The sequence below is a fragment of the Streptomyces sp. NPDC058534 genome (assembly GCF_042717365.1).
In the GTDB taxonomy this organism is placed as follows: domain Bacteria; phylum Actinomycetota; class Actinomycetes; order Streptomycetales; family Streptomycetaceae; genus Streptomyces.
In genome coordinates, this window is the sequence record NZ_JBHXNW010000026.1 from 37,072 (window position 1) to 57,679 (window position 20,608).

17 protein-coding genes and 2 tRNA genes are annotated in these 20,608 nt (G+C 70.8%); 13 read left to right on the top strand and 6 right to left on the bottom strand.

Annotated elements, in window-relative coordinates; genetic code table 11:
- Nucleotides 1-125 precede the first annotated feature (125 nt).
- Both ACFWR9_RS17920 and ACFWR9_RS17925 read right to left on the bottom strand, forming a co-directional pair.
- A complete protein-coding gene (locus tag ACFWR9_RS17920) occupies nucleotides 126-1,529 on the bottom strand; it encodes an ABC1 kinase family protein (protein ID WP_383842676.1) in 1,404 nt (467 codons plus the stop codon).
- Nucleotides 1,522-2,736 (bottom strand): TOMM precursor leader peptide-binding protein, encoded by a 1,215-nt coding sequence (locus ACFWR9_RS17925; RefSeq protein ID WP_383842679.1) that lies wholly within the window; start codon nucleotides 2,734-2,736, stop codon nucleotides 1,522-1,524. Before ACFWR9_RS17925 ends, ACFWR9_RS17920 begins: the two co-directional genes overlap by 8 nt.
- 233 nt (nucleotides 2,737-2,969) lie before the next feature.
- Between ACFWR9_RS17925 and ACFWR9_RS17930 the strand changes: the two genes are divergently transcribed.
- The 4 genes from ACFWR9_RS17930 to ACFWR9_RS17945 all read left to right on the top strand — a co-directional run bounded on the left by ACFWR9_RS17930 (nucleotide 2,970) and on the right by ACFWR9_RS17945 (nucleotide 6,835).
- Nucleotides 2,970-3,566, top strand: a complete 597-nt coding sequence (locus ACFWR9_RS17930; RefSeq protein ID WP_383842682.1) for a M48 family metallopeptidase — start codon at nucleotides 2,970-2,972, stop codon at nucleotides 3,564-3,566.
- Between the two features lie 136 nt (nucleotides 3,567-3,702).
- Entirely contained in the window at nucleotides 3,703-5,370 is a 1,668-nt protein-coding gene (locus tag ACFWR9_RS17935) for a TerD family protein (RefSeq protein ID WP_383842684.1), read from the top strand.
- A gap of 13 nt (nucleotides 5,371-5,383) precedes the next feature.
- Entirely contained in the window at nucleotides 5,384-6,064 is a 681-nt protein-coding gene (locus ACFWR9_RS17940) for an AIM24 family protein (protein ID WP_122616121.1), read from the top strand.
- Nucleotides 6,065-6,079: 15 nt separating this feature from the next.
- Entirely contained in the window at nucleotides 6,080-6,835 is a 756-nt protein-coding gene (locus ACFWR9_RS17945) for an AIM24 family protein (RefSeq protein ID WP_383842688.1), read from the top strand.
- Between the two features lie 114 nt (nucleotides 6,836-6,949).
- Here the strand turns inward: ACFWR9_RS17945 and ACFWR9_RS17950 are convergent, their stop codons facing one another.
- Both ACFWR9_RS17950 and ACFWR9_RS17955 read right to left on the bottom strand, forming a co-directional pair.
- A complete protein-coding gene (locus ACFWR9_RS17950; protein ID WP_383842691.1) occupies nucleotides 6,950-7,465 on the bottom strand; it encodes an NUDIX hydrolase in 516 nt (171 codons plus the stop codon).
- Complete coding sequence (locus tag ACFWR9_RS17955) at nucleotides 7,462-8,934, bottom strand: zinc-dependent metalloprotease (RefSeq protein ID WP_383842693.1); 1,473 nt, start codon at nucleotides 8,932-8,934, stop codon at nucleotides 7,462-7,464. The genes ACFWR9_RS17950 and ACFWR9_RS17955 overlap by 4 nt, the downstream gene beginning before the upstream one ends.
- A gap of 192 nt (nucleotides 8,935-9,126) precedes the next feature.
- On the opposite strand from ACFWR9_RS17955, the gene ACFWR9_RS17960 reads away from it, so the two are divergent.
- From ACFWR9_RS17960 to ACFWR9_RS17975, 4 genes are all read left to right on the top strand, one after another.
- Nucleotides 9,127-10,248 (top strand): SDR family oxidoreductase, encoded by a 1,122-nt coding sequence (locus tag ACFWR9_RS17960; RefSeq protein WP_383842696.1) that lies wholly within the window; start codon nucleotides 9,127-9,129, stop codon nucleotides 10,246-10,248.
- A 185-nt stretch (nucleotides 10,249-10,433) separates the two neighbouring features.
- Nucleotides 10,434-10,892 (top strand): molybdenum cofactor biosynthesis protein MoaE, encoded by a 459-nt coding sequence (locus tag ACFWR9_RS17965; protein WP_383842699.1) that lies wholly within the window; start codon nucleotides 10,434-10,436, stop codon nucleotides 10,890-10,892.
- Between the two features lie 172 nt (nucleotides 10,893-11,064).
- Nucleotides 11,065-11,229 (top strand): hypothetical protein, encoded by a 165-nt coding sequence (locus ACFWR9_RS17970; protein ID WP_383842702.1) that lies wholly within the window; start codon nucleotides 11,065-11,067, stop codon nucleotides 11,227-11,229.
- Between the two features lie 50 nt (nucleotides 11,230-11,279).
- On the top strand, nucleotides 11,280-12,374 hold the full coding sequence (locus ACFWR9_RS17975; protein WP_383842705.1) for a PDZ domain-containing protein: 1,095 nt from the start codon (nucleotides 11,280-11,282) through the stop codon (nucleotides 12,372-12,374).
- Between the two features lie 19 nt (nucleotides 12,375-12,393).
- On the opposite strand, the gene ACFWR9_RS17980 is transcribed toward ACFWR9_RS17975, so the two are convergent.
- Nucleotides 12,394-12,936, bottom strand: coding sequence for a PPA1309 family protein (locus tag ACFWR9_RS17980; RefSeq protein WP_383842708.1), 543 nt, complete (start codon nucleotides 12,934-12,936; stop codon nucleotides 12,394-12,396).
- Between the two features lie 164 nt (nucleotides 12,937-13,100).
- Here ACFWR9_RS17980 and ACFWR9_RS17985 point away from each other — a divergent pair, with 164 nt between their 5' ends.
- From ACFWR9_RS17985 to ACFWR9_RS18000, 4 genes are all read left to right on the top strand, one after another.
- On the top strand, nucleotides 13,101-16,067 hold the full coding sequence (locus tag ACFWR9_RS17985; protein ID WP_383842829.1) for a UPF0182 family protein: 2,967 nt from the start codon (nucleotides 13,101-13,103) through the stop codon (nucleotides 16,065-16,067).
- 84 nt (nucleotides 16,068-16,151) lie between these two features.
- Nucleotides 16,152-16,225: transfer RNA gene (locus ACFWR9_RS17990), tRNA-Met, on the top strand.
- A 239-nt stretch (nucleotides 16,226-16,464) separates the two neighbouring features.
- The gene (locus ACFWR9_RS17995; RefSeq protein ID WP_383842711.1) at nucleotides 16,465-18,285 is read left to right on the top strand and encodes a tetratricopeptide repeat protein; all 1,821 of its coding nucleotides are present in this window, start codon (nucleotides 16,465-16,467) and stop codon (nucleotides 18,283-18,285) included.
- Between the two features lie 65 nt (nucleotides 18,286-18,350).
- A tRNA-Met gene (locus ACFWR9_RS18000) sits at nucleotides 18,351-18,424 on the top strand.
- A gap of 133 nt (nucleotides 18,425-18,557) precedes the next feature.
- On the opposite strand, the gene ACFWR9_RS18005 is transcribed toward ACFWR9_RS18000, so the two are convergent.
- Nucleotides 18,558-18,974, bottom strand: coding sequence for a Fur family transcriptional regulator (locus ACFWR9_RS18005; protein WP_383842714.1), 417 nt, complete (start codon nucleotides 18,972-18,974; stop codon nucleotides 18,558-18,560).
- Nucleotides 18,975-19,118: 144 nt separating this feature from the next.
- Between ACFWR9_RS18005 and ACFWR9_RS18010 the strand changes: the two genes are divergently transcribed.
- Nucleotides 19,119-20,570, top strand: a complete 1,452-nt coding sequence (locus ACFWR9_RS18010; RefSeq protein WP_383842717.1) for a catalase — start codon at nucleotides 19,119-19,121, stop codon at nucleotides 20,568-20,570.
- The last annotated feature ends 38 nt before the right edge of the window (nucleotides 20,571-20,608 follow it).

Here is a 20,608-nt window from a genome sequence, read left to right on the forward strand (position 1 = left end):
ACACAAACACTCCCCCCCCCACCCCCCACATAAACCCCTCACTACTCGACGGCACCCACACTTGTGTATACCACACCGCCCCGACCCACCGCCCCGGCCCCCACGGGCCGTTCGGCGCCGGTGGGTCAGGCCTCCGCCGCCTTCTCCTCCTCATACGCGCCCTCGGCGGCCGCGGCTTCCTCTTCGTCCGTCTCCTCCTCGGGAACGAAACCCACCAGCCAGTCGGCCAGCTCGTCACGCAGCCGGACCGTCGCTCCCAGCTGGCACAGCACACCGATCGTGCTCAGGGTCACGCGGTGGATCAGGAGGTAGGACGGCGGCAGATTCAGCTGCTTGGCCAGCTGGTACGCGGGGGAGCGGGGGTCGCCGATGCGAGCCGCCTGACTCCGCATCCAGCCACGGGTGAAGGTGAACTCGTCGACCCGGGCCGGCTCGATGATCGGCAGGAGATAGTCCAGGACGGCGTCGGGGTCCAGCTCTATCGACTCCCTGACGAATCCCTCCGTGCAGAGCATCTCGTAGACCGCGTCCGCCTCACCGTCCAGCGTCATCCGCAGCGCCTCCCCGATGGGCTCGGGCAGACCGCCCGGGAGCCGGTCGACGGTGCCGAAGTCCAGGACGCCCAGGCGCCAGTCGTCCTCGCCGTCCGGGCCACCGGGCAGCAGGCGGAAGTTGCCCGGGTGCGGGTCGGCGTGCAGGAGCCCGGTGCGCGCCGGGCCGGAGAAGAGGAAGTGGGCCAGCAACTGGCCGGCGCGGTCGCGCTGCTCCTGCGTGCCGTCCGAGATGATCTCCGACATCGGGATGCCGTCGATCCACTCGGTGATCAGTACCTGGTCGCACTGGTGGACGACGTCGGGCACCAGGATGTCCGGGTCGTCCGCGAACTCCTCGGCGTGGATCCGCTGGGCCTGCGCCTCCAGGTCGTAGTCCAGCTCCTCCGAGACCCGGTCCTTAAGCTCCGTGATCAGCGGTTTGACGTCCATGCCGGGGACCAGCGGGCCGAGCAGGCGGGCGAAACGGCTGAGCTGGTTGAGGTCCGACAGCAGAGCCTCGCCCGCGCCCGGGTACTGCACCTTGACCGCCACCTCGCGGCCGTCGTGCCACACCCCCCGGTGCACCTGGCCGATCGAGGCGGCCGCGGCGGGCTTGTCCTCGAACTCCAGGAACAGGTCCTGCCAGCTCTCCCCGAGCCGCTCCGCGAGCACGGCGTGCACGGTGCGCGTCGGCATGGGCGGTGCCGCCTCCTGGAGTTTGGTCAGCGCTGCCCGATAGGGCCCGGCGACCTCCTCGGGCAGGGCCGACTCGAAGACGGACAGCGCCTGCCCGAACTTCATCGCCCCGCCCTTGAGCTCGCCCAGTACCTTGAACAACTGCTCCGCGGTGCGCTGCTGCAGCTGCTGGCCGACGAGCTCCGCCGACTCGCCCACGATTCGCTTGCCGAGCCCCCAGGTCGCCCGCCCGGCGAAGCCGAGCGGGAGCGCGGCGAGCTTGGCGGTCCGGGTGACCGCCTTGCGGGGAAGATCAGACATGAGCCCTCCAAGTCCCAGCCGGCCGCGCGGGTTCCGCCTCACGGCGTACTCCTGCTGACGGCCCTTGCCCCGCCATTGTCGCGCGCCACTCCCCGTCCTCGGCGATGTGTTCCTCCTTACCCTTCCCCGCCGCTCCGCACGGGCACTCGGGGTGGGCCCGGACCGGACGGGACTGCCAGCGCAGACCGGGCAGCGAGACCTCCCAGCGGTGGCCGGTGCTCGACGGGTTCCCGCCGTCCAGGAAGGCGAGCGCGTGGGCCGCCGCGAGTCCGGCGACGGTCGCCGCGAGGGTGAGGTCGCAGGGCCGCACCTCGGGCCGGCGGCCGGAGCGCCACTGGGCCACCAGGCGGGGCCAGGCCGGATCCCGGTCGGTGCGCTCCGCGTGCAGACAGCCCGCACACCCGGTCTCGCCGGGCAGGACCAGGGGGCCGACGACACCCGTCCCCTCCACGACCCCGGCGTACAGATGGGGTGTGCCGGAGGCCATGAGGGACTCGGCCGCAGCGGGATCGGGCGTGTGCACCGCCACGTCGTCGCGGGGGGTGACGATCACCAGGGAGAAGCCCGGGGTGTCCGCCTCGGACGGCGGCGTCGGGCCGCGTCGCGGCGGCCTGTCGGGGGCGGCCCGGCGCACCACCCGACGGGCGGCCTCGTCGCGCCGGTCGCCGACGGAGTCGGCGGGCAGCCCGCCCGGGGCGACGTCCCACGGCTCGACGCGTCCGCCGTCGCGGACGTCGACGTCGCAGATCCCCGCCCCCGACAGCAGGCCGGCGAGTACCGCGCCCACCCGTCCCGCACCTCTCACACTCACCCGCAGGGCGCGGCGGGCGGCCAGGTGTCTGATCGCGTCCCCCGGTTCGGAGGTGGTCAGGGACAGCGAGGCCAGGTCGGGACGGAGCCGGTCGAGGACCTCCTTCTTCTCCCGCAGGGCGTCGGCGGCCGGCCCGCCGCCCCGGGAGTCGTCCAGCAGCCCGGCCCGAGCCAGCCGCTCCACCACCCGGTCGACATGCCCCTCCGGCAGGTCCATGCGGTGCCCCTCCTCACGCAGGAGCTTCGGTCCGCGCGTGCCGTTGAGCAGTTCGAGGAAGCTGCCCGTCGCCGTGTCCACCGGGGCGAGCGTCAGCGCGTGCGCCGGTGTCATCCCGAACTGCACGGTGTTCAGATCGCGCCAGCCGCGCCGGAGCGCGGGCTTCACCATCGGATGCATTCCGGATCCCCCGTGATCTTCGAATGTGCGGGCATGCGGTCGGTCGCGGATCCGCCGACGAGTGCCAGCATGCCCGGCTGCGCGAAGAGGCGTCGAAAGTTGTCCACAGGCGGTGGGTATTCGTCGTACAAGTCAGTCGTCCATCGCAGTCCATCTCGAAGGAGCGGTGGCGGATCAGCACGGAACCGTCCCGGAGCCGGGACTTCCCCGTGTGCAGCGGGTAACGTCGTGGCGTGTCCGCCGACCCACTGAACCGCGCCGGGGCGCCCACGCGCACGCCCACGTATCCGTCGCCCAACGGCTCGGGGACGAGCGCGATCGAGGTCCGCAGGAGCACCCGGCGTCGCCGGACGGTCTCCGCGTACCGCGAAGGTGACCGCACCGTCGTGCTGATCCCCGCCCGGATGTCCGAGGCGGAGGAGCAACGCTGGGTCAGCGTGATGCTGGACAAGCTGGCCGCCCAGGAGAGCAAGCGGGTCCTCGGCGACGCCGAACTGGCCGAGCGCGCGCAACGGCTGTCGGGCCAGTACTTCGAGGGGCGCGCCCGGCCCACCTCGGTCCGCTGGGTCACCAACCAGAACACCCGCTGGGGCTCCTGTACCCCCTCCGAGGGAAGTATCCGGTTGTCACACCGCCTCCAGGGCATGCCCGAGTACGTCGTCGACTACGTCCTGCTCCACGAACTGGCGCACCTGCTCGTCCCCGGCCACGGGCCCCGGTTCTGGTTGCTGCTGGAGGCGTATCCGCGCACCGAGCGGGCGCGGGGCTACCTGGAGGGCGTGGTCGCCGCGGAGCGGCTGCCGCACGTACCCGGCGCCCGCAACGAGTAGCCGGACCTCCGGTCGGGCCTCCGACACGGCGGCGCACGGGTTTCGTACCGGGTCTGTACCGACTTCCTCCGGTGCCGGGCTTTGCCGTTAGCCTGTCGCGACGCACTCACATTCGGATGGGGGACGGTCGAAACGCATGGCCAGGGAATTTCAACGCGGCCACAAGGCCAGGATCAGTGACCTCACCGCGGGCACGGATCTGTACGTAGGCGTGCAGATCTCCGGCCCCGGATTGAGCTTCGACATCAGCTGCTTCGGTCTCGACGCCGAGGAGCGGTTGTCGGACGACCAGTACTTCGTGTTCTTCAACCAACCGAAGACCCCTGAGGAGTCCATCCAGCTCCTGGGTGCGCAGGCGGGCGACACGGAGTCCTTCCGGGTCACCCTCGACAGGATTCCGCAGGGCATCCAGAAGCTGTCCTTCACGGCGACGATCGACGGCGCCGGACAGATGTCGCAGGTCGGGCCCGGGTACATCCGGATCGTCGCGGGCGGCGAGGAGGTGGCCCGGTACCCGTTCAGCGGCTCCGAGTTCTCCACCGAGCGCGCGGTGATGCTGGGCGACTTCTATCTGAAGGACGTGTGGCGCTTCGCGGCCGTCGGCCAGGGCTTCGACGGCGGGCTGGACGCGCTGCTGCGCAACTTCGGCGGCGAGGTGGCCGAGGAGGTGGCACCCGAGCCGCAGCAGGCGCAGCAGCCGCAGGCCGGCGCCGCCCCCGGCTTCGCGCCGCCCGCCCAGGCCTCGGCTCCGCCGGCCTTCGGCGCCCCCGCCGCGCCCGCACCGGCGCCGACGCCCGCGCAGCCCGCGCCGCAGGGCTTCGCCCCTCCGCCCGCCGCCACCCCGCCGCAGGCTCCCGCCCCGGACGTGCACGCCGCGCAGACCATCGTCGCGCCCGTGAACACGCCGCCCGGCGGCGCTCCGGTACCGCCACCGGCCCCGGCACCCGCGCCGCACGGCCAGGTCCCCGGCCAGACGGCGCCGCCGCCCCCCGGCTACGGCCAGCCCCAGGCCCCGCCCCCGCCGCCCGGCTACGGTCAGCCGACCGCGCCCCCCGGCTACGGCCAGCCCACCCCGCCTCCGGGCTACGGCCAGCAGGCCCCCCAGGGCGCACCCCAGGGAATGCCCTCGGGCGCGCCGCAGGGCGCCGGCGTCACCGCGGCGCTCCAGCAGTTCCGCGAGACGGCGACCGGACAGCGCTGGACCCAGCAGAACAAGAAGCTGGTCCGCGTCGACCTCGGCGCGGAAGGCCAGCCCGTCCTGGCCCGGCAGGGCAGCATGGTGCTCTACCAGGGCAAGGTCGACTTCAGCTACAAGGGCGCCGGGTTCGCCGGCCGGGTCGTGGGCAACGCGACCGGCCAGGAGATGCAGCTCATGCGCTGTACCGGCAAGGGACAGGTGTTCCTCGCGGACAACTCCGCGATGCTGCACCCCATCGAGCTCCAGGGCGACGCCGTGTGTGTCTCCGCGGAGAACGTCCTCGCCTTCGACGAGAGCCTCCAGTACGAGGTCCGTCGCATCGAGGGGCACGGCATCCCCGGTGGCGCGCTGTTCACCATGCAGTTCCAGGGCACCGGCACGATCGTCGTCAAGACGCACGGTGTGCCCGTCGTTCTGCCGGTCACGCCCACGACGTTCGCCGACTGCAACGCGGTGGTCGCGTGGTCCGCCGCCGCCCAGGTCGTCGTCTCCAGCCAGGTGCGGATGCGCCGCAACTCCTACGCGGGCGACACCGGCGAGAGCGTCAACCTCCAGTTCCGGGCGGCGCCCGGCAGCTTCGTCGTCGTCCAGCCGTACGAGATCTGAGGGAGAGCCCGAGATGAACCAGCCGCTCGCGGGCTACGCCCCCGCACCCGTCACCGCCCGCATGGAGAACCACGGCAACCACATGCTGAAGGTCGCCATGCAGACCGGCAGCGACCTCCTCGCGCGCGTGGGCTCGATGGTCGCCTATGAGGGCTTCGTCCAGTACGAGCCCAACCCGCCGGCCGTCCGCCAGATCGCCAAGGACTGGATGACCGGCGAGGGCGCGCCCCTCATGAAGTGCTCCGGCGACGGACTGCTCTACCTCGCCGACTACGGCGCCAACGTCGTCGTGATCAATCTCAACGGCGACGGGATCTCCGTCAACGCCACCAACCTCCTCGCCTTCGACGCCCACCTGACGTGGGGCGTGGAGCGGGTCAAGGGCCTGGCGAAGTTCGCCGGGCAGGGCCTGTGGAACACCAAGATCTCCGGGCAGGGCTGGGTCGCGCTGACCTCACGGGGCAAGCCGATCGTGGTCGACTGCGGCGGTGGTGAGGACGAGACGTACGTCGACCCGGACGCACTGGTCGCCTGGTCCCCGAACCTCAAGGTGAAGGGCAAGCGCAGCTTCAAGGCGCAGTCGCTGATCGGCCGCGGCAGCGGCGAGGCCTTCCAGATGGCCTTCTCCGGTCAGGGCATCGTCGTCGTCCAGCCCAGCGAGGACAGCACCGACCGCCTCCGGGCCCGGGGCTGAGGGGGAGCCACCATCATGCAGAGCCCGATTTTCGCCTACAACGACCAGCAGACCCAGGAAGCCTGGAGTCTGCAGAACAAGCACATGCTCCGCGTCGCCCTGGAGGGCCACGACGACGTGCTCGCCCGCAAGGGCACGATGGTCGCCTACCAGGGACTCGTCGAGTTCGACGCCGAGTACCAGAGCAACAACCAGTCACGCGCGCGTGCGCACACCGGTGAGGGCCTGGACCTGATGCGCTGCCACGGGCAGGGCACGGTCTTCTTCGCCAACCTCGCCCAGTGCGTCCACGTGGTCGACGTCGACCAGGACGGTCTCACCGTCGACAGCAGCTACGTGCTGGCGATGGACTCGTCCCTGCACCACGAGGTCATCGCCGTGGACAGCCTCTACGGCATCTCCGGCTCGGGGAAGTACCAGCTCAACATCACGGGTCGCGGCAAGGTCGCCCTGATGACCTCGGGCGTGCCCCTGTTCATGCAGGTGACGCCCGACAGGTACGTCAACTGCGACGCCGACGCGATCGTCGCCTGGTCCACCGGCCTGCGGGTGCAGATGCAGGCCCAGACGCACTCCTCCGGGGTGTGGCGGCGCCGCGGCAACACCGGCGAGGGCTGGGAGCTGAGCTTCATGGGCAGCGGCTTCGCGCTCGTCCAGCCCAGCGAGCTGCTGCCGCCGCAGAACGCCCAGGTCGGCTCCGGTGTCGCGGCCCAGTACGGCATGGGCCAGCAGGGTGCGCGAGGGCAGAACCAGGGCAACGTCTGGAGCTGAGCGCGCCGCGCGTCCGGTAAGGGGTGATCGCCTGGCGGTCACCCCTTACGGCTGTGGCGATCCCGGTTGTGGCGATCACGGCCACGGCGGTCGCTCCCGTACGCCCCGCACGGCTCAGATCCGCGCGAGCGTCGCCTCCAGCAGACGTACCACCGAGTCGTCGGCGACGTCCGCGACCCCCGCGTACGGGAACCAGCGCAGGTCGAGGGACTCGTCGCTGATCGCCTCCACGGCCCCGGCCGGGGCCACCGCCGCGTACTGGACGTCGAGGTGCCAGGCGCAGGGCGTGTGATGCCGGTCCAGCCGCACCGGGCCGCCGGGCGCCAGGGTCAGGCCGTCGATGCCCGACTCCTCGGTGGCCTCGCGCAGGGCCGCCCTCGCCAGCGTCCCGTCGACGGGTTCGCAGTGGCCGCCCATCTGGAGCCACATCCGCATCTTCTTGTGCAGGGTCAGCAGGACCCGCCCGCGCGAGGGGTCGATCACCAGGGCACTCGCCGTGATGTGCCCGTCCCCGCTGGCCTTCCACACGCCGTCCGGGTGGGCGGCCAGATGGTCCAGGTAGACCTGACGCAGCTCGTCCTGGCCCTGGTGGTCCTTCAGGACCAGGACCGCGTCGTCGTGGAGGCTCACTCGCTGTCGTCGCCCTTGCCGTCGCGCTTGCCGTCGGCTTCGTTCCGGCCCTTCTCGTCCTGACCCGGCGCGTCCTTCTTCTTCAGGTCGGGCTTGCCGGCCGCCTCGCCGAGCATCTTGTCCAGCTCGGAGAAGTCGAGCTGCTCACGGTGGACGAAGCCGTCCGGGTCGTTCAGGTCGTCGGCGGTCGGCAGCATGTCCGGGTGGGCCCACAGGCCGTCCCGGCCGTCGACACCGTGCGCGTCCGTGAGGGACGCCCACAGGCGGGACGCGTCCCGCAGCCGGCGCGGACGCAGCTCCAGACCGATCAGCGTGGCGAAGGTCTGCTCCGCCGGACCGCCCGAGGCGCGACGGCGGCGCAGCGTCTCGCGCAGCGCGTCGGCCGAGGACAGCCGGGGCTTGGCGGCGGCGTGCACCACCGCGTCCACCCAGCCCTCGACGAGCGCCAGAGCCGTCTCCAGCCGGGCCAGGGCCGCCTTCTGCTCCGGCGTGTCCTCCGGCTGGAACATGCCCTGCTGGAGCGCCTCCTGCAGCTGCTCGGGGTTCTGCGGGTCGAACTGGCCGACCACGTCCTCCAGCTTGGCCGTGTCGACCTTGATGCCACGGGCGTAGCCGTCCACGGCGCCGAACAGGTGCGAGCGCAGCCACGGCACGTGCGCGAAGAGGCGCTGGTGGGCGGCCTCGCGCAGGGCGAGATACAGCCGCACCTCCTCCTGCGGCACACCGAGGTCCTGGCCGAAGGCGTCGATGTTCGCCGGCAGCAGCGCGGCCTTGCCGGCCGGGCCGAGGGGCAGGCCCACGTCGGTCGAGCCGACGACCTCGCCGGCGAGCACGCCGACGGCCTGACCGATCTGCGTGCCGAACATGGCGCCGCCCATGGACCGCATCATGCCGATCAGCGGGCCGGCCATGGCCTGCATCTCCTCGGGCAGCACGTCACCCATGGCGTTGCCGACGCGCTCGGCGACCGGGTCGACCAGCTCGCGCCAGGCGGGCAGGGTCGCCTCGACCCACTCCGCGCGGCTCCAGGCCACCGCGGTGCCCGCACCGGACGGCAGGGCCGTCGCGTCGTCCAGCCACAGGTCGGCCAGGCGCACGGCCTCTTGGACGGCATTGCGCTCGGCGGGACCGACGCTGGCGTCCTTGCGGCCGTCCGGCGTGCCCTGGGAGACCGTCTGGCGGGCGATCTGCTTGGCCATGTCCCAGTTCACCGGGCCGCCCTCGTAGGAGAGCATCTGGCCCAGCTGCTGGAACGCGGCACCCAGGTCGTTGGGGTTCATGGAACCGAACATGGCAGCGAACGGGTTGTCCGCACCGGGGCCACCCAGGCCACCGGCTCCGGGCGTCCCGAATCCGAACGGGTTGGCCGGTCCCTGACCACCGCCGCTCTGCTGGTCCTTCTTCTTGCCCTCGTCGCCGTCGTCCGGCTCCTCCGGCGGAAGGCCGAATCCGAATGGGGTGTCACTCACGGGGTTCCTCGGCTGGTAGGGCCGCCGGTTCTTTCCGGCGGCACGGCTGCCCGACTTCACCACCCAGCGTAGACACCTGGGGCGGTTCGGGCCTCGGTGCTTCGCCGACTGACGGCCTGCGGCAGGATGGATGCCACCTGGTACGTACGCGTCACTCGCGCCCGTACTGAAGACAACCGCTGGAGACGCCCGGTGAGTTCCCCAGATCCACAGGTTCGCGCAGCGCGAAACCAGTCAACCAGTTCCCCCCGCCCCGGCGCGCGCGGACCCGTGGTCGCGGTCACCGGTGCCGCGTCCGGTGTCGGGGCGCTGCTCACCGCGCGGCTGGCCGCGTCCGACGAGGTCAGACAGGTCGTGGCCATCGACGAGCGACGCGGCGAGTGCGAGGCGGCGCGGTGGCAGATCCTGGACGTACGGGACCCCGCCATCGCGGAGAAACTCCGTGGTGCGGACGTCGTGGTGCACCTGGCGCTCGACCTCGACCTGGAGACCGACGCGGCCGCCCGGACGGCTTACAACGTCCGGGGGACGCAGACCGTCCTGACCGCCGCCGCGGCGGCCGGCGTGCACCGGGTCGTGCTCTGCACCTCCGCGATGGTCTACGGCGCCCTCCCGGACAACGAGCTGCCGCTCTCCGAGGACGCCGAGCTGCGGGCCACGGCCGAGGCCACGGGCGTCGGGGACCTGCTGGAGATCGAACGGCTGGCCCGGCGCGCCCCGCGGGCGCACCCCGGACTCAACGTGACCGTCGTCCGGCCCGCGGTGCTGGTCGGAGGCATGGACACCGCGCTGACCAGGTACTTCGAATCGCCCCGGCTGCTCGTCGTGGCCGGCTCGCGGCCGGCCTGGCAGTTCTGCCACGTCGACGACCTGTGCGGCGCCCTGGAGTACGCCGTCCTGGAGAAGGCCGACGGCGAGCTGGCCGTGGGGTGCGACGGCTGGCTGGAGCAGGAGGAGGTCGAGGAGCTGAGCGGGATCCGGCGCATGGAGCTGCCGTCCGCGGTCGCCCTCGGCGCGGCGGCCCGGCTGCACCGGATCGGACTGACGCCCTCCCCGGCCGGTGACCTGGCGTACACGATGTACCCCTGGGTGGTGAGCGGCAGCCGGCTGCACGACGCCGGATGGCGGCCGAAGTACACCAACGAGGAGGTGCTCTCGGAGCTGCTGGACGAGGTCTCCGGACGGCACACGGTCGCGGGGCGGCGCCTCGGACGCAAGGACGCGACGGCCGCGGGAGCCGCGGGCGCGACGGTGGCGCTGCTGGGCGCGGCGGCGGTGGTACGGCGGGCCCGCAAGGCCCGGCGCCGCATCTGACGTCCCCGGCGCCCCCGCGCGGGCCGCCGCATCTGACGTACCGGCCCCCGCGCGGGCGCTGCATCTGACGCCCGCGGCCCCGCGCGGTGAACGGGACGCCCTGTAGGACGCTCCAACGCGGTACGCGCGCGTGCCGGGCGATCACGCTATTCCGCGCCGTCCGCGGCGTGCGGCACGATGGGCGTATGGCAACCAACGACCACCCCGGCGAGCTGGCCGCAACGGACCCCGTCAAGCTGATCGGCGTCCGGGAGACGCCCCTGTCCGTGGACGAGGTCTTCCGGGCCGTCGGGGACGACGCGGCCGGCGGGACCGCACTGTTCGTGGGGACCGTCCGCAACCACGACGGGGGCACCGACGTCGACCGGCTCGGGTACTCGTGCCACCCCAGCGCCGAGGCCGAGATGCGCCGCATCGCCGAGAAGGTCGTCGCGGAGTACCCCGTACGGGCGCTCGCGGCCGTCCACCGTGTGGGGGATCTGGAGGTCGGGGATCTCGCCGTGGTCGTCGCCGTCTCCTGCCCGCACCGGGGTGAGGCCTTCGACGCCTGCCGGAAGCTGATCGACGACCTGAAGCACGAGGTGCCGATCTGGAAACACCAGACGTTCTCCGACGGGACCGAGGAGTGGGTGGGCGCCTGCTGAGGGGCGCCGCCGACCCCCATTTGGCCCTCGCCACCGACCCCCTCTTGGCCCCGCCGCTCACCCCTCTTGGCTCCGGTTGCGTAACCGGCCCCCCGGCGTGAGCGTTGTCACTGCGGATGGTTAATCTGCTGATCAGTCAGTTGCGGACGTTCATGGGGCTGGGAGGTCGGGCATGGCAGCGCTTGCCTGGTTGCTGATTCCGCTTGCGGCCGCCGTCGGCGCCGGGCTGTGGGGCAGTTGGGCCAACCGCACCCGCAGGGCCCGCAGCGACGGTCCCGAACTGGACGGGTACGCCCGGTTCCGCGAGGCCATGGAGAAGCCCCGCACCGGTGCCTGACGGGACCGCCCTGACGGTGCTCCGACAGCCGCGTCCCGTACTGTCGTGCCATGCCACGCCGCACCGCGACGATGCTCGCCTCCACCCTGATGCTGATCGCGATCCTGTGTGCGGGTGTGTTCATCCCCGTGCCCTACTCGGAGATGTCACCGGGGCCGACGGTGAACACCCTCGGGGACCACGACGGCGAGCCGGTGCTGCAGATCTCCGGGCACAAGACCTACGAGGCGAGCGGTCATCTGAACATGACCACCGTCCGGGTCACCAGCGCCGAGTACAAGATGAACCTCGTGGAGGCGGTCTACGGCTGGCTGGCGCACGACAACAGTGTGGTGCCCCACGACACGATCTACCCGGAGGGCAAGACCGAGGAAGAGGCCACCCAGGAGAACGCCGAGGAGTTCAGCCAGTCCCAGGAGAGCGCGAAGGTCGCCGCCCTCAAGGCGCTCGACATCCCGGTGAAGTCCTGGGTGGTCGTCTCCACGGTTGTCAAGGACTCCCCGTCGCAGGGCAGGCTGCACGCCGGTGACGTGATCAAGGCCGTGGACGGTACGACGGTCAAGAAGCCCACCGACGTCGCCGAGCTGGTGACCAAGCACAAGCCCGGAGAGGACGTCGTCTTCACGATCGTGCCCGCCGACGAGCAGGCCGACGCGGAGAAGGAGCGCCGGACGCCCACGAAGACGGAGAAGGTCACGATCACCACCGAGACCTCCGACGACAAGGGAGAGAAGCGGGCCATCGTCGGGATCTCCGCCGGGACCGACCACACGTTCCCGTTCTCCGTCGACATCAAGCTGGCCGACGTCGGCGGCCCGAGCGCCGGTCTGATGTTCGCCCTCGGCATCTACGACAAGCTCACCCCGGGCGACCTCACCGGCGGCAGCTTCGTCGCCGGCACCGGGACGATCGACGACTCCGGCAAGGTCGGCCCGATCGGCGGCATCAGCATGAAGACCATCGGCGCGCGCGGCAAGGGCGCCCAGTACTTCCTGACGCCCGCCGACAACTGCGCGACCGCCGCCGCGGACGTCCCCGACGGGCTCACCCTCGTGAAGGTGGACACCATCGACGACGCCCTCGGCGCGCTGCGGGACATCCGCTCCGGGAAGACCTCCGACCTGCCCAAGTGCGCCAAGGGGTAGCCGTAGGGCGACCCGGGGGCTACTCGGCGAAGGTCGCCGTCAGCGCCTGGGCCAGACCAGGCACCAGTTCGGAGCCGGTGAGCACCTCCGTGGCGGTGTCCTTCTCCCGCAGCCGCAGGGCCGAGTCGCGGGCACCGTCGCGCAGGACGGCGACCGTCATGCGGACCTCCTGACGGTCCGGGTGCTCCGCCACCCATCGCGCCAGCCTCGCCTCGTTCAGGCCATCCGGAACCTGTGCCTCGGCGGACGGCGGCAGCATCAGGCGTTCCACGACGAGCGCGCAGCCGACCACCGCGTCGGGCCAGGCGATGGTGCCCAGGAACTCGTCGAGCGGCTGGTCCGTTGGAATCTCGTCCTGCTCGATCGGGGTCAGGCCGGAAGTGTCCGGCTCGTCCTGAAGACCGAGCCGGTCCGCGAGCGAGGGCTGATCGGTCCTCAGACGCGCGGTGTCGACAAGTGCAAAGAGGCGTGCGGGCTGGTCCCAGCCGAGCCCGGAGACGTACTCGTCGATCTCGAGTACGGCCCGGGTGAGAGGGTTCGCAGCCATGGGGGTGTTGGACATGGTCACAATCCTGCCTCGTTCCTGGCCCGAATCGGGAACCGAGTAAACGATGAGTAAGTTGCATAAGTGTGGGCCCACGATCACGGGGGCGCACGGGGGGCCCGCGAACCCGAGGGCCTGACGGATCAACAGCGAACTTCGAGGTGCGCACCTTGGCTTTCCAGATGCCGGACCGCGGCGGAGGCCCCCCGACGGGGCCGCGGATCAGAGTGGGCCGCCCGTCCCGGCGTGTCCGAACCCTTCTGCTGACACTCGGTGTCCTCGCCGTGCTCCTCATGGCGTTCACCATGTTCGCGGGGTTCTGGACGGACTGGCTCTGGTACAGGTCGGTCAACTACTCGTCGGTGTTCACGACGACCCTGTGGACCAAGATCGGCCTCTTCTTCGTCTTCGGTCTGCTGATGGCGCTCGCCGTCGGGTTCAACATCTGGTTGGCCCACCGCCTGCGGCCGCCGCTGAGTGCCATGTCGATGGAGCAGCAGAACCTCGACCGGTACCGGATGGGCATCGCCCCGTACAAGAAGTGGCTGCTGCTCGGCATCACCGCGCTGGTCGGCCTGATCGCCGGCGCCTCGGCGTCCGGCCAGTGGCGGACCTGGCTGATGTGGGTCAACGGCGTGCCCTTCGGTCAGAAGGACCCCCAGTTCAAGCTGGACGTCTCCTTCTACGCCTTCGACCTGCCCTGGTACCGGTTCCTGCTCGGCTTCGGCTTCGCCGCCGTGATCATCTCGGTGATCGCCGCCGCGCTCACCCACTACCTGTACGGCGGGCTCCGCGTCACCAGCCCGGGTGCGCGCGCCACGGCCGCCGCCACCGGACACCTGTCGGTGCTCCTCGGCGTCTTCGTCGCCCTCAAGGCGGTCGCCTACTGGCTGGACCGGTACGGGCTCGCGGTGAAGTCCAGCGACTTCAAGGCGACCGACAACTGGACCGGCCTCAGGTACGTCGACGCCAACGCCTACCTGCCGGCCAAGACCATCCTGTTCTGCATCGCCGTCATCTGCGCGCTGCTGTTCTTCGCCACCCTGTGGCGGCGCACCTGGCAGCTGCCCGTGATCGGCTTCGGCCTGATGGTCCTCTCCGCCATCCTCATCGGCGGCCTGTACCCGGCCCTGGTCCAGAAGTTCCAGGTCCAGCCGAACGAGCAGGCCAAGGAAGCGCCGTACGTCGAGAAGAACCTGGCGGCCACGCGCGACGCGTACGGGATCGAGGGGACCCAGGTCTCCGAGTACCCGGGCAAGAGCGAGACCACGGACAAGACCAAGCTCCGGGACGACGCGGACGCCGCCGCGTCCATCCGGATCATGGACCCGAACATCATCTCGCCGACCTTCCAGCAGCTCCAGCAGATGCGTAACTACTACGCGTTCCCGACCAATCTGGACGTCGACCGCTACGCCAAGGACGGCAAGGACCAGGACACGGTCATCGGTCTGCGCGAGCTGAACCTCGCCGGCATCCCGAAGAAGAACTGGATCAACAACCACTTCCGCTACACCCACGGTTACGGCGCGGTCGCGGCCAAGGGCACCCAGGTCGACTCCGAGGGCCGCCCGGTCTTCACCGAGTCCAACCTGCCCTCCGAGGGCGACCTCGGAAAGTACGAGCAGCGGATCTACTACGGCGAGAAGACCACCACCTACTCGATCGTCGGCGGTCCCCAGAAGGAGATCGACTACTCCGACGACACCGGGGAGAAGACCTTCAGCTACAAGGGGGACGGCGGGGTCGACCTGTCCAACCCGGTCAACCGCGCGGCATACGCCGCGGCGTTCAGCGAGCCGCAGATCCTCTACTCCGGTGCGATCGGTGAGGGTTCGAAGATCCTCTACAACCGCACGCCCAAGGAGCGCGTCGAGGCGGTCGCCCCGTGGCTGACCATCGACGGCGACGCCTACCCGGCGGTGGTGGACGGCCGCATCCAGTGGATCGTCGACGCGTACACCACGACGAACGGCTATCCGTACGCCTCCCGTACGACGCTCGGCGACACCACCGCCGACTCGCTGACCGCGGCCAACGACCAGCGCGCGGTGGTGGCCCAGCAGAACCAGGTCAACTACATCCGCAACTCCGTGAAGGCGACCGTCGACGCGTACAGCGGTGACGTCAAGCTCTATCAGTGGGACACCAAGGATCCGATCCTCAAGACCTGGATGAAGGCCTTCCCGGACACGGTGAAGGACAAGAGTGAGATCTCCGGCGAGCTGATGGCGCATCTGCGCTATCCGCAGGACCTGTTCAAGGTCCAGCGCGAGCTGCTCACGCGCTACCACGTGAAGGACGCCAACACGTTCCTCAGCGGCAGCGAGGTGTGGCAGGTGCCCGACGACCCGACCAACAAGTCGGGGGACGCGGTACCGCCGTACTACCTGAGCATGAAGATGCCCGACCAGAAACAGCAGGCGTTCTCGCTGACGACGACGTTCACGCCCAACGGACGGGACAACCTCAGCGCGTTCATGTCGGTCGACGCCGAGGCGGGCACGAGCGGCTACGGCAAGATCAGAATCCTGAAACTGCCGACCAGCACCACCGTCGACGGTCCCAAACAGGTGCAGAGCCAGTTCAACTCCGAACAGGACATCGCCGAGTCCATCAGGCTGCTGAGAGGCGGCGACTCGGAGGTCGAGTACGGCAACCTGCTGACCGTGCCGCTCGACGGCGGGCTGCTGTACGTCGAGCCGGTCTACGTCCGCGGTGGCGACCTCAAGTACCCCTTGCTGCGCAAGGTGTTGGTGAGCTACGGCGGCAACACGGCCTTCGAGAACACGCTCGACGCGGCCCTCAACAAGGTCTTCGGAGCACAGGCGGCCGAACCGGAGCCACCTGAGGACACCGGCGAGGACACGACGGAGCCACCACCGACGTCCACCAACCCCACGGTCCGGGAAGCGCTCAGTGACGCGCAGAAGGCCTTCGACGCCGGCCAGAAGGCGCTGGAGCAGAAGGACCTGACCGCGTACGCCGAGGCGCAGAAGGACCTGGAGGAGGCGCTGCAGCGCGCCGAGGACGCACAGGCCGAGGCGGACCAGGGCGCCGGGGACAAGAACGGGGACGAGAAGGCCAGTCCCAGCGCGTCCCCGAGCAAGGAGGCCGGCGGAGGCGGCGGAAGCTCGGACACCGGCTGACACCCGGTGGCGATGCCGCTGCCGACCGGCGTTCGAGCTGGTCAAAGCCCATCCCGCGCCGTGCTAGGGTTGTGAACACAACGGCGCGGGGTGGAGCAGCTCGGTAGCTCGCTGGGCTCATAACCCAGAGGTCGCAGGTTCAAATCCTGTCCCCGCTACTGAAATCGTGAGCCGTGTGCTCACGACCGCGAAGGCCCGGATTCCGAAAGGGATCCGGGCCTTTCTGGTGTGCGAACGCATGTGCCGGTGAGAGCGACGGCCGCGCCGCCAGGGGGAGTTGGGTCGACTTGTGTTTGACTTGTCGTCCTGTGGGCATGTCGACAAAACGCTGAAGTGACCTCACTGGCTGCGGTATACCGGATGTACCAAGGTTGCAGGTGGTGCGACGATGAACGTTATGGGGGACATGGCAAATCTGTTCGGGACAGGGCGTTTTGTGCGGCCGTCCGGTCAGGAGGAGGCCACGGACGAGGCTCAGGAGGCCGCCGACGAGGCGGCCGAGGAAGTGCGCCTGCGGCTGGCCGTCGACGGCGGTGACGTCGAGGCGATGAGCATGCTCGGCGCGATGCTGCTGCGCCGGGGCGACTTCGACGGAGCCGAGTCGCAGCTGAGGGCCGCCACGGCGGCCGGTGACCGGGCGGCCGCGAACAACCTCGGCGTTCTGCTGCACCAGCGCGGATACGCCGACGAGGCCGCGGGCTGGTGGCGGATCGCCGCCGTCGCCGGATCCGCGGCCGCCGCACACGCGCTGGGACGGCACTTCCGCGAGCGCGGTGACGAGCCCGCCGCCGAGTACTGGCTGTGCCAGTCCGCCGAGCAGGGGCACGTCCTCGGCGCCTACGCCCTCGCCGACCTGCTGGAGCACCGCGGCGACGACGCCGGGGCCGGGCGGTGGATGCGGGCCGCGGCCGAGCGCGGGCACCGGGAGGCCGCGTACCGGCTGGCGCGGACGCTGGACCGCGGCGCCGGAATGGACCGCGACCGCGACGGCGACGACGCGGCCGCCACCGCCGGCGAGGAGGTCGAGCAGTGGTACCGGCAGGCCGCCGCACGCGGTCACCGGCGGGCCGCGCTGCACCTCGGGACGATCCTGGAGAAGCGGGGCGAGCTCAAGGAGGCCGGCCGCTGGTACCTCACGTCCGCCAAGGACGGCGAGGCCCGCGCGGCCTGCGCGCTGGGCTTCCTGCTGCGGGACGCCGGGGACACCGAGAGCGCCGCCGTGTGGTGGCTGCGGGCCGCCCAGGACGGCGACGGCAACGCCGCCAACGCCCTGGGCGCGCTGCACGCCGAGCGCGGCGAGACCCAGACCGCCGAACGCTGGTACCGGGCCGCGATGGACGCCGGGGACGACAACGGGGCGTACAACCTCGGTCTGCTCTGCGCCGAACAGGGCCGCACCGCGCAGGCCGAGCAGTGGTACCGCCGGGCCGCGTACGCCGGGCACCGGGAGGCGTCCAACGCGCTCGCCATCCTGCTGCTGCGCGGCGGGGACGAGACCGGCGCCGAGCCGTGGTTCTCCAAGGCGGCCGAGGCGGGCAGCGTCGACGCCGCCTTCAACCTCGGGATCCTGCACGCGGGACGGGGCGCGGAGCGGGCTGCGCTGCGCTGGTACGAGCGGGCCGCGGCCGCCGGGCACACGGAGGCGGCGCTGCAGGTCGGGATGGCCCGCCTGCGCGCCGGGGACGAGCGTGAGGCGGAGCGGTTCCTGCGGTGTGCGGCGGGGGGCGGCAGCGCGGAGGCCGCGTACCGTCTGGCGACGGTCCTCGACGCGCGCCGGCCGCCCGCGCCCGCGCACGAGCTGGGAGAGCCGGCGCAGGAGAAGTCCGAGTGCGAGGAGTGGTACGAGCGGGCGGCCTCCCAGGGCCACCGCCGGGGCCAGGTGCGGGTCGGCATGCTGGCCGCCGCCCGGGGTGACGTGGTGGAGGCGGCGCGGTGGTACCGGGAGGCGGCCGAGGCCGGGTCCCGCAACGGCGCGTTCAACCTGGGCCTGCTGCTGGCCCGCGAGGGGAGCGAGCCCGAGGCCGTCGTGTGGTGGCGCCGCGCGGCCGACGCCGGGCACGGACGGGCCGCGCTGCGGCTGGCGCTGGTCTGTGCGCGGCGGGGGGAGCTGGCGGAGGGGCAGCGGTGGGCGGACCGGGCGGTGTCGCTGGGACCGGCCGAGGTGGGGGAGCGGGCGGCCCGGCTGCGTGACGCCTTGCGGCAGGAGCTGTCGGCCTAGCGGGATGCCGAGACAGAAGCGATTTGCTTCTCGTCGTGGGGGTGACGTAATGTTCCATTCATCGACGCGGGGTGGAGCAGCTCGGTAGCTCGCTGGGCTCATAACCCAGAGGTCGCAGGTTCAAATCCTGTCCCCGCTACTGAAGGCCGAGGGCCGGAATCCGAAAGGGTTCCGGCCCTCGGTGCGTTCACGGCGAGCGCGGCGACGACGCCCCGGTCATGACGAAGCCCCGGCACCCATCGGTGCCGGGGCTTCGCGCGTGCTGGTGGGACCTACGCCGCCGCGCAGTTCGGGCAGGTGCCGCGGTAGGTCACCTCGACGTCCGAGACGGTGAAGCCGAAGCGCTCCGCGTCGGGGAGGTCGGCCATCGGGTTGCCCGTCGGGTGGACGTCGCGGATCGCGCCGCACTGGGCGCAGACCAGGTGGTGGTGCGGCGTGTGCGCGTTCGGGTCGTAGCGCTTGGCGCGCTTGTCCGTCGCGACCTCCAGCACCTCACCGAGCGAGACCAGCTCGCCCAGGGTGTTGTAGACCGTCGCCCGGGAGATCTCCGGGAGCCTGCCCACGGCCCTGGCGTGCACCTCGTCGGCCGTCAGATGGACGTGTTCGCCGTCGAGGACCTCGGCCACGACGCGCCGCTGCGCGGTCATGCGCCATCCGCGACCACGCAGTCGTTCCAGTAGGTCACTCATACAGACCAGCCTAGCAGCTAGGGGGACCAGGTCCCGAACGGGTGTGACTTTGGAGCTGTACTTGACTTGGACATTGTCCATTGTAGGATCGAGAACGGCATTAGCCAAGGGACAGGTTTTGCAGGATTGGCGCAGGAGGCGTACGTGACTCAGGGACCGCTCACTACGGAAGCCGGTGCTCCGGTTGCCGACAACCAGAACAGCGAGACCGCGGGCGTCGGCGGCCCCGTGCTCGTCCAGGACCAGCTCCTGCTGGAGAAGCTGGCCCACTTCAACCGGGAGCGCATCCCGGAGCGCGTCGTGCACGCCCGCGGCGCCGGTGCGTACGGCACGTTCACGGTCACCGCCGACGTCACCGAGTACACCCGCGCGAAGTTCCTCTCCGAGGTGGGCAAGGAGACGGAGACCTTCCTCCGCTTCTCCACCGTGGCCGGCAACCTGGGCGCGCCGGACGCCGTCCGCGACCCGCGCGGCTTCGCGCTGAAGTTCTACACCGAAGAGGGCAACTACGACCTCGTCGGCAACAACACCCCGGTGTTCTTCATCAAGGACGCCATCAAGTTCCCCGACTTCATCCACACCCAGAAGCGCGACCCGTACACGGGCTCGACCGAGATGGACAACGTCTGGGACTTCTGGAGCCTGTCGCCGGAGTCGACGCACCAGGTGACCTGGCTGTTCGGTGACCGCGGCATCCCGGCGTCGTACCGCCACATGGACGGCTTCGGCTCGCACACCTACCAGTGGAGCAACGAGGCAGGCGAGGCCTTCTGGGTGAAGTACCACTTCAAGACCGACCAGGGCATCGAGACCCTCACCCAGGCCGAGGCCGACAAGCTCGCCGGTGCGGACCCCGACTCCCACCAGCGCGACCTGCGTCAGGCCATCGAGCGGGGCGAGTTCCCGTCCTGGACCGTCGGCGTGCAGATCATGCCCGTCGCCGAGGCCGCGAAGTACCGCTTCAACCCGTTCGACCTGACCAAGGTGTGGCCGCACGCGGACTACCCGGTCATCGAGTTCGGCAAGCTGGAGCTCAACCGCAACCCGGAGAACGTCTTCGCCGAGGTCGAGCAGTCGATCTTCTCCCCGTCGCACTTCGTGCCCGGCATCGGCCCGTCCCCGGACAAGATGCTCCAGGGCCGACTCTTCGCCTACGGCGACGCCCACCGCTACCGCGTCGGCATCAACGCCGACCACCTCCCGGTGAACCGCCCGCACGCCACCGAGGCGCGCACCAACTCCCGTGACGGCTTCCTGTACGACGGCCGCCACAAGGGCGCGAAGAACTACGAGCCGAACAGCTTCGGCGGCCCGTTCCAGACGGACCGCGCGCTGTGGCAGCCGGTCGCGGTCTCCGGTGTCACCGGCGAGACCGAGGCTCCGTCGCACGCCGAGGACAACGACTTCGTCCAGGCGGGCAATCTCTACCGGCTGATGACGGAGGAAGAGCGGGAGCGGCTGATCGGCAACCTGGCCGGCGCCCTCTCCGACGTCTCGCGCGACGACATCGTCGAGCGCGCGGTGAACAACTTCCGTCAGGCCGACGGTGACTTCGGCAAGCGGCTGGAGGCCGCGGTCCAGGCCCTGCGCGGCTGACGTCCAGTACTGGACCGCTTGTCGCGGCGGCGGGCCGG

Coding starts and splice junctions, on each gene's coding strand:
- ACFWR9_RS17945 (WP_383842688.1), top strand. CDS start 6,080: ATGCAGAGCCCGATTTTCGCCTACAACGACCAGCAGACCCAGGAAGCC.
- ACFWR9_RS17935 (WP_383842684.1), top strand. CDS start 3,703: ATGGCCAGGGAATTTCAACGCGGCCACAAGGCCAGGATCAGTGACCTC.
- ACFWR9_RS18005 (WP_383842714.1), bottom strand. CDS start 18,974: ATGAGTGACCTACTGGAACGACTGCGTGGTCGCGGATGGCGCATGACC.
- ACFWR9_RS17995 (WP_383842711.1), top strand. CDS start 16,465: ATGGGGGACATGGCAAATCTGTTCGGGACAGGGCGTTTTGTGCGGCCG.
- ACFWR9_RS17980 (WP_383842708.1), bottom strand. CDS start 12,936: ATGTCCAACACCCCCATGGCTGCGAACCCTCTCACCCGGGCCGTACTC.
- ACFWR9_RS17965 (WP_383842699.1), top strand. CDS start 10,434: ATGGCAACCAACGACCACCCCGGCGAGCTGGCCGCAACGGACCCCGTC.
- ACFWR9_RS17925 (WP_383842679.1), bottom strand. CDS start 2,736: ATGCATCCGATGGTGAAGCCCGCGCTCCGGCGCGGCTGGCGCGATCTG.
- ACFWR9_RS17920 (WP_383842676.1), bottom strand. CDS start 1,529: ATGTCTGATCTTCCCCGCAAGGCGGTCACCCGGACCGCCAAGCTCGCC.
- ACFWR9_RS17975 (WP_383842705.1), top strand. CDS start 11,280: ATGCCACGCCGCACCGCGACGATGCTCGCCTCCACCCTGATGCTGATC.
- ACFWR9_RS17940 (WP_122616121.1), top strand. CDS start 5,384: ATGAACCAGCCGCTCGCGGGCTACGCCCCCGCACCCGTCACCGCCCGC.
- ACFWR9_RS17985 (WP_383842829.1), top strand. CDS start 13,101: ATGCCGGACCGCGGCGGAGGCCCCCCGACGGGGCCGCGGATCAGAGTG.
- ACFWR9_RS17970 (WP_383842702.1), top strand. CDS start 11,065: ATGGCAGCGCTTGCCTGGTTGCTGATTCCGCTTGCGGCCGCCGTCGGC.